The following is a 17,783-nucleotide window of genomic DNA, read 5'->3' as shown; positions in this document are numbered from 1 at the left end:
TATTACAACACCCCCTTACAATGTTTTGGCCCTTATCATTGACAAGAATGAAAGAGCTTGTTGACAGCCGCTTTCATACATTCATTCCAGTTTTTTATTTTTTATCAGAAAAACCAAAATGAATTTCAAGAGTTTATTCTTTTCTTCATAGCATTAATCTACTTCTTGTAAAATCTGCAAAATATTATCCGACAAACTACTAGAGCCTATTCTAAAATATTCAGGTGTCAAATATTCCATTCCCAATATTTCCTTCACCAATGTATAATATTTTACTGCCTCTTGAGTTGTACAAATACCGCCTGACACTTTTAATCCTACTTTTTTATGATATTGTTCATAGTATTCCTTGATAGCTTCACACATTACATAAACGGATTCAGGTTTTGCCCCTGCATAAATTTTCCCTGTAGAAGTCTTAATAAAATCTGCTCCTGCACACATAGATAAAATAGCAGCTTTCCTAATATCAGAAAATTCTTTCAATAATCCAGTTTCCAAAATAATCTTTAATCGAGTATCTCCACATACATTTTTTATTTCAGCTATTTCTTCATAAACTTCTTGAAAATTTCTTTCAAAAAATTTACTGCAATTCATTACAACATCTAGTTCATCTGCTCCATCTGCGATAGCTAAAGAAATTTCCGCTATTTTTATTTCCATAAAAGTTTGAGACGAAGGAAATCCTCCAGCTACCGAGGTAATTTTTACATTTGTTCTTAACATTTCTTTTACTGTTTTAACAAAATTCGGATAAACACAAATAGAAGATACATTATTCATATCAGAATAAATATTATCAAATTCGTTAACTTTCTCCACCATTGCCCAAATGTTCTCATCCGAATCTCCTGTATTTAAAGACGTCACATCAATACAAGAATATAGCAAACGCCATATTTCAGGTGTATCATTTTTCTCCCAATTCATAATAATTTCAGCTGTTTTACGATTTATATCGCCTCTACACAAAGCCATATCAAACTTTTTAAAAATTTCCTTCATAATGAATTATTTCATTATTCATATGCTACTGTTTTTTTGTATTCTTTTTAGAAATAGATATTTCCTCAAAAAAAATATTAAAAACAATTATAATCTTTGTGCTATACATATCGTTTTTTTCTACGAAAAAGGAATTGTCTTTTGACAATTACATATAATTATTTCTACTCCTCTCCATATATGTGGTACACAAAGAGTCAGTTGGATTGTAACTTTTTACTTTCGTTCCATAAGAAATTGTATGTATATTTTTTCAAAGAAAAAAGTACTATTACTTTGATCCACTATAGTGTGGATTGATCATTTACTGAAGTTACATATTAATTACACCTAATGCATCTCAAAATACCGACATAACCATTTGTTGACATCTTATTGTATTTACTTAATACAACGGCAAATTTTATTATTAAGCTCAAACGAATAATTACTCAATACTTTTTGTAGCTAACAAAAAACTCTAATGTGCAATTAACATGCCAAAAACAAGTAATTAGGTAACGAGAATGACAATGGAGTTTAGCATAAGGGGTGCAATAGAAAACAAGGTTTATATTAATTCTATGAATCCCATATCTTTGATTCATACTCTGTCAATAATAAACTGCAAAAATACACACCTGATAAACTCCATATTTTCTGAACATCTGGATTTATACACAACATTTGTAAGTACTCACCATACATGATTTTTAAAATATGAGAATATGTCCCCCAACAAAAAAATTAGATGAACTACTATAAAGCTCATTGTGAAATCTAAAATCATATCTTATCCGAATAATTTCCAAGCCAACAAAATATCAACTTTTTCTAACCTAAAACGTAATATATATATATATATCGGACATATGGATATATTTATATATAGCTCATACCATTTTCACAAGTCGCAATTGATTCAGTCCTCTTTCGCTAGCAACATCTCCAACATGTCCTATCTCGTCACAATAGGAAAAATAAAAAGTAAACTTACTATCCTAATATAAATGAGCATAATCGTAAGAAAGCGAGCCTGTTTTTTCATAACAGTCTCTCATTTTTTATAAGGGTAAAGAAAAGAAAATTAAAGTCTAATTTTTTAATATTTTTGTGTTATAAACTATTCCGATATTTGTCTTTGCAGAAAGGAAAAGTATGTTCACTAACAATAGAATTTGATAAATAATCAAAGTGTAACAAAAATGGAAATAAAAAAGTATAAACTCGTAAACAATATCTCAGGATGGATAATATTTACAATTGCAGCAATTGTCTACTTAATGACTATTGAACCGACAGCCAGTTTTTGGGATTGTAGTGAATTTATTACGTCAGCATATAAATTGGAAGTAGGACATCCGCCCGGAGCACCCATCTTTATGTTAGTAGGTAATCTTGTTTCTCATCTTGCTCCTAATCCTTCGCAAGTAGCGTTAGTGCTAAATGCTCTTTCTGCCATACTTAGTGCTTTGACTATTTTATTCCTCTTTTGGACAATTACACGTTTCGTTGGGATTTTTTTTTTAAAAGATATTTCTAAAAAAATTAGTTATTCTCAATTGATTACTATTTTGGGAGCAGGCGTAACAGGTGCTTTAGCTTATACTTTTTCCGATACATTTTGGTTCTCAGCTGTAGAAGGAGAGGTATATGCCTTCTCTTCATTTATGACTGCAATTATTTTTTGGTTGATTTTGAAATGGAAAGAAAAAGCGGATGAACCCCATTCTAGTCGATGGTTAATATTAATCGCCTATTTGATAGGAATATCTATTGCTATTCACTTATTAATTTTACTTTGTATTCCAGCAATTACATTAGTTTATTACTTCCACAAAAAACCTAATCCCACATGGAAGGGAATCGTTATTACTTTAGCGATTTCTTTTAGTATTATAATTTCTATTCTTTATGGGTTGATTCAAGGACTTTTGAAAATATGCGGATGGTTCGAATTATTATTTGTCAATGTATTTCAATTGCCTTACAACTCCGGTGTTCTTTTTTATTTGCTTCTTATATTTAGTATTTTATCGTGGGCAATCTGGGAAACCATGCACGATTCTAAAAATTTTCAAAAAGCAAAAATTGCCTTCATTATATCTATTACTCTATTAGGAATACCATTCCTTGGTAATGGTTTAGGATTGGGTATCTTTATTATAATCACTCTATCTTTTTATCTATTTGTGTCCAAAAATATAGATGTAACTATACTAAATACCATATTGATTAGCCTAGGAGTTATTACTATTGGTTATTCTTCCTATGCACTCATTATTATTCGATCTATATCCAATACACCTATGAATCAAAATTCGCCAAAAAATATATTTACATTGAAAAGTTATTTGACTCGCGAACAATATGGAGAAACCCCCTTATTCTATGGACAAACATTTGCATCCAAAGTAAAATATGAAAACAGAGGGGGTGTATTTGAAGCTGCTACAAAAGATGAAGGAGCTATTTGGTCGCAAATTTCTAAAAAAGAACCATTTGAAAAAGACAGATATTTTGAATCAGGACGAAAAAAGTACTATGTCTATGAATCAAACACATTATTTCCACGCATGTACAGTTCATTACCACAACATATACAAGGATATAAGACATGGACAAACTTTAAAGGAATTCATTTTAGAGTAAATTCTCCACAAGGGAGTGAATGTAGGATTAAACCTACATTCGGAGAAAATTTGAAATTCTTCCTACGTTATCAAGTTAATTTTATGTATTGGCGTTATTTTTTATGGAACTTCTCTGGAAGACAAAACAATATTCAAGGATATGGTGAAATTACTAATGGAAACTGGATTACAGGTATTGGTTTTCTTGATCAACTTCGATTAGGTCCACAAGATAATATGCCAGATAGTATTGCTAAAAATAAAGGGCACAACAAATTCTACATGTTGCCCTTGTTACTAGGTATAGTAGGAATTTTTTTTCAGATTCATTCCGGAAAGAAAGGAATAGAACAATTTTGGATTACTTTTCTCCTCTTCTTTATGACTGGTTTAGCAATAGTTATTTATCTCAATCAAACCCCTTTTCAACCACGTGAAAGAGACTATGCATATGCTGGCTCATTTTACGCCTTTTGTATTTGGATAGGAATTGGTACTGTTGGAATAATTAGAGTATTGAAATACTTCAAAATTCCGAATACTGCAACAGCAATCTCGGGAACTATCCTTTGTTTATTAATTCCGATACAAATGGCATCTCAAACATGGGACGATCACGACCGTTCCGGAAGATTTATTGTTCGAGATTTCGCAATGAACTATTTATCCACTTGTGAACCAAACGCTATCATTTTTACTAACGGAGACAATGATACTTTCCCTTTATGGTACGTACAAGAAGTAGAAGGATTTCGCAATGATGTCCGTGTATGTAATTTAAGTTATTTACAAACAGACTGGTATATTGACCAAATGAAACGACAGGCATACGAATCTAAGCCACTCCCAATTGAGTGGAAAAAACATGAATATACACAAGGGAAACACGATATTGCTTATATTTTCAATGAACGAAAAGAACCAATGCAAGTAGAAGAAATATTAAACCGAATCAAATCAGAAAACATAAAAGACAAATACCTTTTAAGTTATAATTTCGAGATAGATAACATCCCTAGTTACAAAATAACTATTCCTGTTGATTCAGCAGCAGTAATAGCATCGGGATTAGTAAAACCTGAAAATGCGATATGGATACCTCACTATCTCCTTATAGATTTGGGAAATAAACTAAATACAAATGGAGAACCAACTACTGACGAAAAAAGATATTTAACAAAAGACGAAATGATGATATTAGAAATATTGAAAAACAATAAAGACTGGTCACGGCCTATTTATTATGCCAGAACCGTAGGTTTAGATAAATATTTGCGGCTATTTCCATATTTCCGCTGCGATGGTATAGCCTACCGAATTGTACCATTCGAAGCTACCCGATATCAACCTATTGATATCGACATAATGTACGAAAACGTGATAAATAAATACCACTGGGGAAATCTAGAACAATCAGACATCTATCTAGACGAAAATACTATACAAATGATAAGAACTTTTCGTATAATATTTGGACAATTAGCCATGGAGTTGATAGAGAAAAAAAAATTCGAACGAGCAAAGGATGTACTAGACAAATGCCTAAAAGTGATACCTTCTTACAATGTACCATATGATTACTCTTCTACTGTCCCTTTGGCAAATGCCTATCATCAAATTGGAGACAAAAAAAAAGCAAATGAATTATATATAAAACTAGCAGAAATCTCGCTAAAAGATTTAAAATGGTACAATCGTTTGAATGATCATCAATATACTTCTGTTACGGAAGATATAAAAAAGAATGTCATTTTTTTACAAAATATCATACACTACCTTTTGAAAAATAATCCAGAAATAGGAGAAAAATATTTTTCGGAATTTTTAAAGATTATAGAACGCTTTCAAAAAATTATGAAAAATAAATAAATGACAAAAAATACCGACTATAACTAAATAATTTAGTTTTTTATGTAATAGCACGTCATCTACTTTAGAGAAGTTTCTCTATCCTGCCCAAAATAATACTACATCTTCTATATGACCCTTATAGGGGAAAGCCACCTCAACTATTGAGGTGCATATACATAGGAGTCAGTATATCCTTTATATCACCGGCAAAAAACGAAGCATTATTAACCCCCTATTGATTTTTGAAATTTACTTTGAAATCCTTTCTATTATAGATATAGACTCTCTAGGAGATGGATATAATCCAAAATATCAATTACCTTTTGAGATACTCTCCACAAGCAAAGCAATAAAATTGGCAATAATACCAATAACCCTGTATACAAAATTCATAAACCTAACCCTTTCCACACTAAAGAAGCAAAATCACAAATGATTTGGTAAAGTTTATAAACTTGAAAACTATCCCTTAATTTTCAATTTCAATCTTTCCATTTTTTCAAAAATGTAATCTCTATTTCTGAAAAAGAGAAACAGTCTAGTAAGTAATACTAGTCTGAAAATATCAGATTGCAAATAACAATTATTAATATCCAGCATTTTATTAAAAAAATTGGAAACATGAAAACCCAATGCATTATTACACTCACACATTGTTATTGTTCCAATAACTTATCATTCAATATCTAAGAACTATAGAAAGAGTATATTCCAATTTGTTTCGGCAGAATCATGTCTCTTCTAAAGCTAAAATAGCTACAAGCTCGGGCAATCTAACTCCACCTCCTATACAAAATAAAATTTTCAAAGATTTGTTTTTCGCAACTGTTCAGAATAAAATAATATTCACCATTTACATCCTCCATATGTACTATAATGAGAGCAAAAGACTAATTTCTTCTGTTGAGAGAGTTTATTAGTGAATAATAACGACAAAGCACATTCAAAACATGATTTCTTAATTTTTGTTAATCGAATATTAACTACATCACCAGAAATAACAAAAAAGACAAACCTCTACTTCTTTTATCATTATACTTATCAACAACAGTCTATTACTTCCAAAGTTATAGCGGTATAACAAAAACCTTATTTAAAACAGGTAATGATCTTCCTCATTTTTATACCTAACACTCTCCATCACCCTCCTCCCTCTCTTCAAAAAACTTTAAGGATATAAAAAAACCATGATATATAACATCGCATATATCTTAGATATAAATAGAATCTCTAATAATCAAATTTTTCCCACCTCCTTTAAAAGCAGTTTATTCCTAATTAGATAAACTGCTTATACTCTATTTTCTTTACACTCTCATGCAATGAGATATTCCTTAATGGATTTTCCTTCTTCCAAAGCATCAAGAATTTCATCCACTTTATCTTTAGTTACTCCGCCATACCAGTAATTATTCGGCTGAACAACTACAACAGGCCCTTGACTACAAACACTCAAACAAGCAGTCGTAGTAACGACAGCATCTATATTGCGATCAGCACATTCCTCAGTAATGTATTGCAATAAAGAAACAGCACCTTGTTTATTACAAAAACCCTGTGCATCTCCTGTAACACGATAAGAGTTACAAACTAGAATAGTATAATTCGGCTTTTTCATAAAACAATTAATTAGTATTAATATAAATATTATTCTTTATAAAGAAATATCCTTTTCAATAACAAGCCCTCATAAGAGGGCTTAATAGATAAAAATCAGTCTTCAAAACAACTAAATTCTAATGTGTGAGATTAATTAATTATGCAGAAAACTTTTTTTACCTATATCTATCTTTATCCACAACCATTTCCACTACCTTTACATCTTTCTCCACACTTTGCATATTGGCTACGACAAATCGTCTTCAGAGGAAGATTAAGATATATTGCATCTAATCCTGCATCAATAAGCCCATTCATTTGAATAACCCGAATACCTTTTTCACGCATCATTTTCATGGGATTCTCTCCTATTCCTGCAACTAGAATAGCCTGACAATCAACAAGAGTTTTATCTGCTAATTCTCTCCATCTTTCCATCCCTCCTCCTTCTGGAGGAGTAGAACGCATTTCTACAAAATGATACCCATTCTTAGACTGTTCAAAAATATAAACTTTACGGGCTTCTCCTAAATGTAAATTCACCAACAATCCTTCATTACTCGCAACTGCTACACGATGACGCTTTCTAGCTTGATTAATACTTTGGCTAAACGCAGAAATTTGCCCAATAAAATTTATCATTTCAGTATTATCACTTCCTAATAATCCAACAGCATCGGCACGACAACGAGTACAATGTTTCATTGGACGAATATGCTGTGCAACAACTGATTTTATCTCTCCCATTGCTTCTTCCGAAGGAATTGGTAAAAAAGCAAACTCCGTATTTTCAACGGGATACAATGGAATACAATTCATTGTATCAGCACCTAAATCAGCAACCTTTTGAGCAATTTCTTCTACTTCACTATCATTAATACCTGGACAAATCACCGTATTGATTTTAACGACAATACATCTCTCTTTAGTCCGTTGAAGACATCTTAACTGTTGTTCTAATAAAATATCTCCACCTGCTTCTCCTCTATAAACTCGTTTATTGTATCGCACCCAACGGTACAACTTTGCCAAAGTTTCAGATTTGACAGAATTAATTGTTATTGTAAGGTGGGACAACCCGATTTCCACTAATTCATCTATATATGGAAATAAATCCAGTCCATTGGTTGAGAGACACATAATTTTCTCAGGAAATTCTTTTTTTACTAACCGAACCGTCCGCATCGTTATCTCAGGACTAGCAAAAGGATCCCCCGGACCAGCAATACCAATTACACTAATATTAGGCATCTTTTCAGACAAAGCTTTAAGGAAATATAATGCCTGATCAGGAGATAATAACATACTACTTACACCAGGTCGACTTTCGTTACAACAATCATAACGACGATCACAATAATTACACTGAACATTGCATGTAGGAGCAACAGGCAAATGTACTCGTGCATACTTATCTTTGGAATCAATATTAAAACAAGGGTGATTATTCATTTTACCACATCCATATTTTAAGATTTCACATGTATTTATATCCTACGGATGAACGACGTTGTTTGCTCTCCAACAAGGCATTTACAATTTGTTCAAAAAGCAAAGTTGTCCCTTCATATGCTAATAATTTATTGTGAGCAGCACCTATACGATCATGTATAGGAAAACCCACACGAATCAATGGAACCCTCAATTTGCGAGCAATGTAATAACCTTTACTATTACCAATCATTAAATCAGGCTGAATACCGGACTTAGTAACGACACCTTCCATTTGTTCAAAAGTCATACCTTGTCCAACAATTGTTTCATTGGAATACATATCACCAAGGACATCCCGTAGAGTACTTTCGAGTTTTCCACTTTCACCCCCTGTAGCACACAACAAAAGCTTAATACCAATTTCGGCAGCAAAAGAAGCTAAAGCAACAACTAAATCTTCCTCTCCATAAATAATAGTTTTCTTTCCAGACACATATTTATGCCCATCTATGTATAAATCGATTAAACGCCCCCGTTGTCTTTCATACTTTAAAGGAATAGATCTATCTGAAATAGATGATAACAATTGAAAAAATTTATCCGTTTCCCGAATACCCACGGGCAACCCTGTACGGCACAGATTTACATTAAACTTTGTTTGAAGGTATTCACCTGCCGATTGAGAAAGAGATCTAGTTTTTATCCTACCATTCTTACATACTGCATTCAGTATATATCCTAACTCAACAGAAAAGGAAGCCAAAGCGCTTTTTTTCAAAGCGCTAACTCGGGTCCCCCCCTCAGGAATACGTTGATAAGTCCTCCATGATACTCCATCTAGCGTATCCGAATAATCGGGGAAAACCATAGCATTTATACTAAAATCACTAACTATCTCTTTAAGATGACGAATATCTTCTGGTGAAATAAAATTGCTAAATAAATTGATATGACTACCAAATTTTTTATCTCCTTTCGCTAATGCTTTTACAACTGCACAAACTGCTTCATGAAAACCTTCATAATGTGTCCCTTGGTAGCTTGGTGTAGAAGCAAAAATCATTTCAGGTAGATCTTTATTTACTTCATGTATACTTTTGTATTCAAAAATAAGACGATGTATATCTTCGCCAATAGTCTCACTCAAACAAGTACTTGCTATGGTAATCACTTGTGGATGATATTGACTGATAATATTATTTATACCTGAATTAAAATTCCTGTTTCCACCAAAGATAGTCGTCTCTTCACTAAAATTAGAAGAAGCAATGTCTACCGGTTCACGAAAATGACTAATCAAATAACGACGGATATAAGTGGCACATCCTTGTGACCCATGTAACATGGGCAAAGCCCCTTCTATACCCTTAAAAACCACACATGCTCCCAATGGAGCACATTGCTTACAAGCATTACAAGTTCCCATTCCTTCTTCTACAGAAAGAGAATTACTGCGTTCCTGTTCCAAAAGCGCAGCTTCCATCTTAATTCCTAAATTCCTTCTCATTTAGACTCAAAAGAATTTACAAATTGCCAAACAGGACTACTAATTGTTTCATATACTTCTTTAGCAAAATTGAGCATACCCTCATACCCCGCAAGTGCCAATTTACGTTCATGGTTGTGATCACAAAAACCGATTCCCAACTTATAAGCAATAGGTCTCTCTTTTACTCCTCCTATAAAAAGATTAGCTCCGGTTTGTTTTACAAATTCAGATAATTCAATAGGATTAGAATCATCCACGAGTATACAGCCATCATCACAAATAGTTTTCAACAATTCATAATCTTCAACACTACCTGTTTGTGTACCAGCAATAACTGTTTTTACTCCTATTAATCGCAAAGCTTTTACCAATGAAATAGCTTTAAATGCTCCTCCTACATAAATAGCAGCTTTCGTCCCACACAAAGCTCTCTGATAAGATTCAAGCAATGGGAACATTTTTGTTAATTCATTCTTTACTAAGCTTCGGGCATTTTCCATTAATTTTTCACACCGAAAAAATTTGGCCACTTCATACAATGCATCAGACATGTCTTCAATACCAAAATAAGAAACCTTAATGAAAGGAATATTATATCTGTCTTTCATTATCCTTGCCAAATGAATCATAGAACCAGAACATTGAACTACATTCAATGCAGCCCGATGAGCATTTTGAATATCTTTCACCCGTCCATCTCCTGTCAAAGATGCTAATACTTGAACTCCTATTTTTCTGTAATAATCGGTCAATATCCACAATTCACCTGCCAAATTGAAATCCCCAAGTATATTAATACTATATGGCGATACTTCCTTACCATTATTTGTCCCAACCAAAGTTGCCAAAGCATCACAGGCAATTTTATAGCCATCTTTTTTAGTCCCCTGAAATCCTTCCGACATGACAGGAATAACAGGAACATTTTTCACCCTTTCCACTTGACTGCATATTGATCGAATATCATCTCCAATCAATCCTACTATACAAGTAGAATAAACAAATACTGCTTCAGGAGAATATCTTTCAATCAACCCCATAAGTGTTTGAAAAAGTCGTTTCTCCCCACCAAATATCACATGTCTTTCCCTCAAATCAGTAGAAAAACTGCTACGATACAATTCTAATCCGGATGACATAGAACCACGTATATCCCACGTATAAGCAGCACATCCAATAGGTCCATGTACTACATGCAAAGCATCCACTATCGGATATAAAACAACTCTTGAACCACAAAAAACACAAGCTCGCTGACTCACAGACCCTGCCAAACTAGGCTTCCCCCCTACCAAATCAAAAGAATCAACCCCTTTGGTAAAAATCTGCTCCTTACGTTCTTGTAAAAAAAAAGACATCCCTAACCGCCTACATTTGGAATTCTACCTTTGATTCAGGACAAGTCCGATCCTGATAATCCAACATTTTTTCCAAAAACTTAGTAACTAAATTGCTAGCTCCTACATACCCTATATGTGGGAAGTAGTTATTCCCTGGTCGATCTGTAACTGGAAATCCCAAACGAATAAATGGAATATTTTCATCTCGAGCGATATACTTACCATAAGTATTCCCAATTAATAAATCTACCGGTTCTTGTTTAATCCATTGATGGAGCTGAAACATATCAGCACGCTCACCACTTTTATATTTAGCTTCTGGGACTCTTTCCGATAGTAGTTCTCTTATAGATTCATCAAAATGCTTACCTGGAGTTCCTGTAACAATATAAACCGGTTTCATATCCAAAGTGAGTAAAAATTCAGTTAACGGAATCAACGTATCGGGATCTCCAAAAAGAGCTACCCTTTTTTTGTAAAAATACTTAGAATTATCAGCTATCAGATCAACTAAACGCCCTCGTTCTTCTGTCAAAACATCAGGTACAGGAACATTGGCATGACGACTAAGAGAAATAACAAAACGATCTGTTGCCTTCAATCCAATAGGTATCTCTACAACCTCAAACCGAACCCTACATTTGTTTTCTAACTTTACACAAGCATCCTCTGTAGAATATGCTCCCAGCCCAATAGTAAATTTGCTATCACCTGTTGCTATAATCTCTTGTATTGTAGTCCCACCTGACGGATACATTTCAAATTTTCCTGTTAAAGGAGTATCCAAAACACCCGACATATCTGGGAACAAAATAATGCGGGCTTCCATTACACGAGCAATGCGCTTAATCTCTCTCATATCAGACGGCTCCATCCAGCCTGCAACAAGATTAACTACGTTCTTTTTCTTAGGAGTAGCTGTAGAAAAGAACTTAACAAAAGCAGATATCTGATTGGAATAACCTGTAATGTGTGTTCCAACGTAACTAGGAGTATTACAGTAAATGACTATTTTCCCTTCCGGAATTTTCCCTTCCTCTTTCGCTTTAGAAATAATTTGTGTCATATCATCTCCTATCGTTTCAGACAAGCAAGTAGTATGAACAGCAATAATATCCGGTTCATAAACGGTAAATATAGTATCAATAGCACTTACAAGATTAGAGGACCCTCCAAAAACAGACGAGCCTTCCGAAAAAGAACTGGTAGCTGCCATTACTGGCTCCTTGAAATGACGTGTAAGCGTACTTCGATGATAAGAACAACATCCTTGCGAACCATGACTATGCGGCAAACACCTATGCAAACCAAGTGCTGCATACATAGCTCCCACTGGCTGACAAGTTTTAGCAGGATTAATAGTCAATGCCTTCCTTTGTATTTCTTTCGCTGTTGTATGACGTAATAACATATTTTTCTCTTAATTTAAACTGTTCAATATACAAAAGTTGCTTCTATATGGACTTCACTTTCCCAAGGTGCCTTCAATTCTTTCCAAATAGAAGCACTAACTATCATTTCAATATCACGATAAAAATTAATTGCTCCCTTAAATCCAGCGTAAGGCCCACCCGAATCATAGTTATGAAGTTGCTTAAGAGGAACACCCATCTTTTGTACACAAAATTTTTCTTTAATACCTGCACAAAAAACATCAGGATGGTATCTTTCAATCAATTTATCCATTTCATAATGGCTAAGATCGTCTATTACCAATGCCCCCCTCTCCATTTGCTTCATTAAGCCATGATATTCATTGAATTCCATACCATTTGCTTCCAATTCCTTCAATTCCTCCTCTGTTTTACGAGGATTATAACGAGTGGCATCTTTAGTAACAGTTATCTCCTCAATGTTACGACTGTCTGCATCAATCTGAATATTCGGAATCACACGACGACCTTCATAATCATCCCGATGTCCAAATTCATAACCCGCAGCAATAGTAGTCATACCTAATTCTTCAAATAAATCTTGATAATGATGTGCTCGTGAACCACCCACAAAAAGCATTGCCAATTTCCCAGTAGTATGCTTACGAGCTTCTTTACAAGCTTCTCCAACCTCAACCATTTCTTCAGCAATAACTTCTTCCACTCTATCAACAAGTTTTTTTTCACCAAAATATTGTGCTATCTTACGCAACATTTTTGCCGTAGAACTTGCTCCAATAGGCTGTACTTTAATCCAGGGGATACCAAATGCCGTCTCCATCATTTCAGCTACATAGTTAATAGAACGATGGCACATTACCATATTAAGGTCAGCAGTATGTGCATTTTCAAACTTTTGAATAGTTGAGTTTCCACTGAAAGTAGCAACCAAATTAATACCACATTTCTCAAAAATACGTTCTAATTCAAAAGCATCCCCTCCTATATTATACTCACCCAGAAGATTGACACGATATTCCAATGAACCTCTTATTTCATCATTCCGACCAATCAAATTTTTAAACAATCCGTTATTAGCAATATGATGTCCGGCTGATTGAGACACACCACGATAACCTTCGCATGAGAACCCAAAAATATTAATACCTCCTCCTATTTCTTCCATCATGTGCCTCGCTACGCGATGCACATCGTCACCAATCAATCCAACTGGACAAGTAGAAAATATAGCAATCGTATGAGGATGAAATAATTCGTATGCCTCACGTATGGCTTGCTTCAATTTCTCTTCTCCACCAAACACAATATTTGAATCCTGTATATCAGTAGAAAAACAATACGTAATAAAATTTGAATCATTCTCATCAACAGGCAATGTTTGATTACGTCTTGTAAGCCACGAATAAAAACCACATCCAATAGGCCCATGCGTAATATTTATAATGTCCCGTGTAGGACCTAATACTACCCCTTTACACCCTGCATAGGTACAACCCCTTTGTGTAATAATACCTGGGACCGTTCGCACATTTGCTTGTATTTCAGGGGGATTGTCTGGATTACTAACCACAATAGACTTTGCCCTTTTTTTACCAACCTTTTTCGGATATTTAGTCATTATTTCTTTGCGGAATTCTTGCAGCTCAGTAACAAGAGAATCCATCGATCCTATTTTATCTTTTTCGTCAACCATTATTTATACCAATTTTGTTAATATATATCATACATTCATTACTTTAATCTAAAGAAGCATCTCCAGAAATCCCAGTATGAATCGTAAAAGAATCAAGCGTATTCACCACAAAAATTCTCCCATCACCACTTTTCCCGGTGTGATTAATTTTGAGAATAGTTTCAACTGCCAAGTCTTTCTTCTCATCGGTCACAACTAACGTTATCATCCGTTTCGACTTTAAACGGGGAATCTCAGGCAAAAATTCAATATCTTCATTAGTTACTACTCCCTCTTTGATTTTTTCCAAATCGCCATGTCCACGTCCACGACCCAACACAGGCATTGCCGTAAATGATGGTAACCCAACGTCTGCCAATGCCTGTTTCGTTTCACTCATTCTGGCTATCCGTATAACAGCTAATATTAACTTCATAATCAATCTTTTTTAGCTCTTGATATAGTATATGTCTCTTCTACTGGGGTTACGAAAATTTTTCCATCACCTGCCTGTCCTTTTGACTCAGAACGAGCAGCATTAATAATAGTCTCTACTACAAAATCTTTGTCTTTTTCATGAATCACAATGATCAACAAATCTTTTGGCAATTCATCATAAGTAACATTACCTACCTTAAGACCACGCTGCTTCCCTCGCCCAAAAACAGACAACTTTGTCACTGCAGGAAATCCAGCATTAAACAAATCTCTCATCACGACTGGAGATTTTTCCGGTCGCACAATAGCTCTTATCAACAACATAATTGTATATAATTAATTTATTTTTTTGACTTTCCCCCTATAAAAATATAAAAAAGACACCTATTCCATTTTATCTTCATAATCTGTTCTTCAATTATCCTCTTATCAATCTCAACAAGCACTAACTAACAAAACTAACAAACAGCAACTTATGGATGAAATTTTACCTCCTCCAGTATATCCCTCATCATATCTTCAAAAATATGAGATAATAATAATCTTAAAGTATCGATTTTAATTCATAATACCAAAACCGATAAGCAGATCCTCTAATTCTTGAATAGAAAGCGGATTCGGAATAACCATCATAGTGTTATTATCTATCTTACTGGCAAGAGTACGATATTCATCTGCCTGTGAATGATCAGGGGCATAATCAATAACCGTTTTACGATTGATTTCAGCGTGTTGTACCATATTGTCACGAGGCACAAAATGTATCATTTGGGTCCCTAATTTTTTAGCGAATTCCCCTATCATATTGGCCTCGTTATCTACTTTACGAGAATTACATATCAATCCTCCTAACCGAACATCTCCCACTTTCCCAAATTTGTGAATGGACTTACAAATATTATTTGCAGCGTACATTGCCATCATTTCTCCCGAACAAACAATATACACCTCTTGCGCTTTTCCATCTCGAATAGGCATAGCAAACCCCCCACACACTACATCACCCAACACATCATAGAATACATAATCAAGTTGTTTATCATCATCATAGGCCCCTAATTGTTCTAACAAATTTATAGAAGTAATAATACCACGTCCCGCACAACCAACACCCGGCTCTGGCCCTCCCGATTCAACACAACTTGTATCCTTAAAACCCTTTTTCATTACATCCTCTAGCTCTACATCTTCTCCCTCATCGCGAAGAGTGTCCAACACAGTCTTTTGTGCCAAACCATGTAATAACAATCGAGTCGAATCAGCCTTAGGATCACAACCTACAACCATTACTTTCCGTCCCATTTCTACCAAGCCAGCAACTGTATTCTGAGTAGTAGTAGATTTTCCAATACCTCCCTTTCCGTAAATAGCAATTTTCCTCATAAAATTGATTTCTTTAATTTATTAAACCTTAAGTCTTACAGCTGAGGAACATAGCAAATCCTATGCCATACTTTTTAAGGTTTCATCCAAGAAAACAAGAAGAAATAAAATAAGTACAAAACAATTAATAAACAATGATTTGCAATAAAAAAGAAAACCATCACAATGAGAAGCATACAAAAAAATATCCACCAAAAATGTGAGATAAAAACGACAAATCATACAAAAATGTAGAAAAAAATTAAAACTCCCTCGACTTTAAAAAAAGAACATCATTGCTACAAATCAATAATAAAACAAAATTTTTTTTCAAAAAAAACTATCTGCCCTGTTCCCATTGCAAAATATATCCCAAGATACAAAACATATTCACACTATTTTTGAGCATTTCTTTTTATTTTACTAAAAGCATTTTGCCATATATTTTCAAATATAACTTTCCTTCTGAAATCTACAAAATTGAAATCTACAAAAACATGTAGCATATGTATAAATCTTTGGTTAATGTGTGAATGACACCTGAATTATTGATCAATTATAAAAAAAACAAAAATTACTGAACCTGTACAAAATAGAAGTGAACGCAAATGACAGAATGAGAAGTACTGAACTAATAAGCTTACTTAAATTTTCATTACTGTCAATAAATCATTCATGTCAACCATGTCAACTAAGAAACATGGCCTATTTAAGATGAAAGAACAAAAAAAAGAGAAAGTGAATTGAACAAACATTCGAAAAAATCATTCAATTGTCAATTAAGGATCATGTTTTTCGACTGTTCTATAGATTAAGTATCATTACTTTGATCTATTACTACTAATAAAACGGTAATGAATGATATTTATGGAAAAACTAGTAATAAAATATAAAAATAGTAACAAATATAAAAACAATACAATTTGAGATTATTTTTATGATATCTACCGCTTACTGAATTGAGGATTTAGCAGTGGTATGATATTCTACAAAGAATAAATTTATGTAATCTATACACATAGATAATATGCTTGATCAATAACCGTTACGATATCTGTAATAAATGATATCTGTAATAAATAAAAAATTACAACCGTTTGAATTAGTGCATATTTGTAAGGGATTTATTACGATTACATGATACTCTTCCCGGTAAATTCCCGGTAAATTTTACGAAGCCTGATCAGGAAGCAAAAAACTATATCGTTTCCCTTCTCTGGGAAGTGGCAAAAAGCACAAATCTGATTTTCAAAGAAATGAAAGACATGTACATTGGACTTGCCATGATAAAACATCAAGCAATTACTTGTATCTACACAACCGCTGTACATATTAAAAATTCAGATACATATCAATATCAGATACATAATCAATAAAAGAATGGCAGTTAATATTGAATTAAGAAAAAACAAGCAATGTTATTAAAAGAACCATGATTAAAGAAATCATGGTTCTTTGTCAGTTCGGTTGCTAATAATGCTGAGTTTTATAGATACAAACTTGGTTTCAAGTTATACAAAAGAGAAGTAAGTTACTACATAATATTAGAATAAATGATTATTTTTACGGGTGAAAAGTAAAATT

The 17,783-nt window shown here is 33.6% G+C and carries 11 protein-coding genes; 1 reads left to right on the top strand and 10 read right to left on the bottom strand.

The features are described from left to right. Positions 1-153: 153 nt before the first annotated feature. Positions 154-1,008, bottom strand: a complete 855-nt coding sequence (gene deoC, locus CFPG_RS03195) for a deoxyribose-phosphate aldolase (protein WP_012573579.1) — start codon at positions 1,006-1,008, stop codon at positions 154-156. 1,184 nt (positions 1,009-2,192) lie between these two features. Between deoC and CFPG_RS03190 the strand changes: the two genes are divergently transcribed. Continuing rightward, positions 2,193-5,489 carry a glycosyltransferase family 117 protein gene (locus CFPG_RS03190; RefSeq protein WP_012573578.1) on the top strand — a complete coding sequence of 1,099 codons (3,297 nt, stop codon included), beginning with the start codon at positions 2,193-2,195 and terminating at the stop codon, positions 5,487-5,489. A 1,297-nt stretch (positions 5,490-6,786) separates the two neighbouring features. Here the strand turns inward: CFPG_RS03190 and CFPG_RS03180 are convergent. The 9 genes from CFPG_RS03180 to nifH form a co-directional block, all read right to left on the bottom strand. Then, entirely contained in the window at positions 6,787-7,089 is a 303-nt protein-coding gene (locus tag CFPG_RS03180) for a (2Fe-2S) ferredoxin domain-containing protein (RefSeq protein ID WP_012573577.1), read from the bottom strand. A gap of 173 nt (positions 7,090-7,262) precedes the next feature. Next, positions 7,263-8,522, bottom strand: coding sequence for a radical SAM protein (locus CFPG_RS03175; RefSeq protein ID WP_012573576.1), 1,260 nt, complete (start codon positions 8,520-8,522; stop codon positions 7,263-7,265). A 25-nt stretch (positions 8,523-8,547) separates the two neighbouring features. Further along, positions 8,548-10,011, bottom strand: a complete 1,464-nt coding sequence (locus CFPG_RS03170) for a nitrogenase component 1 (protein WP_012573575.1) — start codon at positions 10,009-10,011, stop codon at positions 8,548-8,550. Then, positions 10,008-11,351 carry a nitrogenase iron-molybdenum cofactor biosynthesis protein NifE gene (nifE, locus tag CFPG_RS03165; RefSeq protein WP_012573574.1) on the bottom strand — a complete coding sequence of 448 codons (1,344 nt, stop codon included), beginning with the start codon at positions 11,349-11,351 and terminating at the stop codon, positions 10,008-10,010. The genes CFPG_RS03170 and nifE overlap by 4 nt, the downstream gene beginning before the upstream one ends. A 10-nt stretch (positions 11,352-11,361) precedes the next feature. Next, the gene (locus CFPG_RS03160; RefSeq protein ID WP_012573573.1) at positions 11,362-12,744 is read right to left on the bottom strand and encodes a nitrogenase component 1; all 1,383 of its coding nucleotides are present in this window, start codon (positions 12,742-12,744) and stop codon (positions 11,362-11,364) included. Positions 12,745-12,767: 23 nt separating this feature from the next. Then, positions 12,768-14,420 carry a nitrogenase component I subunit alpha gene (locus CFPG_RS03155; protein WP_012573572.1) on the bottom strand — a complete coding sequence of 551 codons (1,653 nt, stop codon included), beginning with the start codon at positions 14,418-14,420 and terminating at the stop codon, positions 12,768-12,770. 43 nt (positions 14,421-14,463) lie between these two features. Continuing rightward, the gene (locus CFPG_RS03150; protein WP_012573571.1) at positions 14,464-14,835 is read right to left on the bottom strand and encodes a P-II family nitrogen regulator; all 372 of its coding nucleotides are present in this window, start codon (positions 14,833-14,835) and stop codon (positions 14,464-14,466) included. A 2-nt stretch (positions 14,836-14,837) separates the two neighbouring features. Then, the gene (locus tag CFPG_RS03145) at positions 14,838-15,161 is read right to left on the bottom strand and encodes a P-II family nitrogen regulator (protein WP_012573570.1); all 324 of its coding nucleotides are present in this window, start codon (positions 15,159-15,161) and stop codon (positions 14,838-14,840) included. A gap of 234 nt (positions 15,162-15,395) precedes the next feature. Continuing rightward, entirely contained in the window at positions 15,396-16,220 is an 825-nt protein-coding gene (nifH, locus tag CFPG_RS03140; RefSeq protein ID WP_012573569.1) for a nitrogenase iron protein, read from the bottom strand. Positions 16,221-17,783 lie beyond the last annotated feature (1,563 nt).

The sequence above is a fragment of the Candidatus Azobacteroides pseudotrichonymphae genomovar. CFP2 genome, from assembly GCF_000010645.1.
In the GTDB taxonomy this organism is placed as follows: domain Bacteria; phylum Bacteroidota; class Bacteroidia; order Bacteroidales; family Azobacteroidaceae; genus Azobacteroides; species Azobacteroides pseudotrichonymphae.
The sequence above is the reverse complement of the archived record's forward strand: the minus strand, read 5'-3'. Positions and strand labels throughout refer to the sequence as shown.

Excerpts from the sequence above, each read along its gene's own strand:
- CFPG_RS03190 (WP_012573578.1), top strand. The coding sequence starts at position 2,193 with ATGGAAATAAAAAAGTATAAACTCGTAAACAATATCTCAGGATGGATA.
- nifE (WP_012573574.1), bottom strand. The coding sequence starts at position 11,351 with ATGTCTTTTTTTTTACAAGAACGTAAGGAGCAGATTTTTACCAAAGGG.
- CFPG_RS03160 (WP_012573573.1), bottom strand. The coding sequence starts at position 12,744 with ATGTTATTACGTCATACAACAGCGAAAGAAATACAAAGGAAGGCATTG.
- nifH (WP_012573569.1), bottom strand. The coding sequence starts at position 16,220 with ATGAGGAAAATTGCTATTTACGGAAAGGGAGGTATTGGAAAATCTACT.
- CFPG_RS03145 (WP_012573570.1), bottom strand. The coding sequence starts at position 15,161 with ATGTTGTTGATAAGAGCTATTGTGCGACCGGAAAAATCTCCAGTCGTG.
- CFPG_RS03155 (WP_012573572.1), bottom strand. The coding sequence starts at position 14,420 with ATGGTTGACGAAAAAGATAAAATAGGATCGATGGATTCTCTTGTTACT.
- CFPG_RS03175 (WP_012573576.1), bottom strand. The coding sequence starts at position 8,522 with ATGAATAATCACCCTTGTTTTAATATTGATTCCAAAGATAAGTATGCA.
- CFPG_RS03150 (WP_012573571.1), bottom strand. The coding sequence starts at position 14,835 with ATGAAGTTAATATTAGCTGTTATACGGATAGCCAGAATGAGTGAAACG.
- CFPG_RS03170 (WP_012573575.1), bottom strand. The coding sequence starts at position 10,011 with ATGAGAAGGAATTTAGGAATTAAGATGGAAGCTGCGCTTTTGGAACAG.
- CFPG_RS03180 (WP_012573577.1), bottom strand. The coding sequence starts at position 7,089 with ATGAAAAAGCCGAATTATACTATTCTAGTTTGTAACTCTTATCGTGTT.
- deoC (WP_012573579.1), bottom strand. The coding sequence starts at position 1,008 with ATGAAGGAAATTTTTAAAAAGTTTGATATGGCTTTGTGTAGAGGCGAT.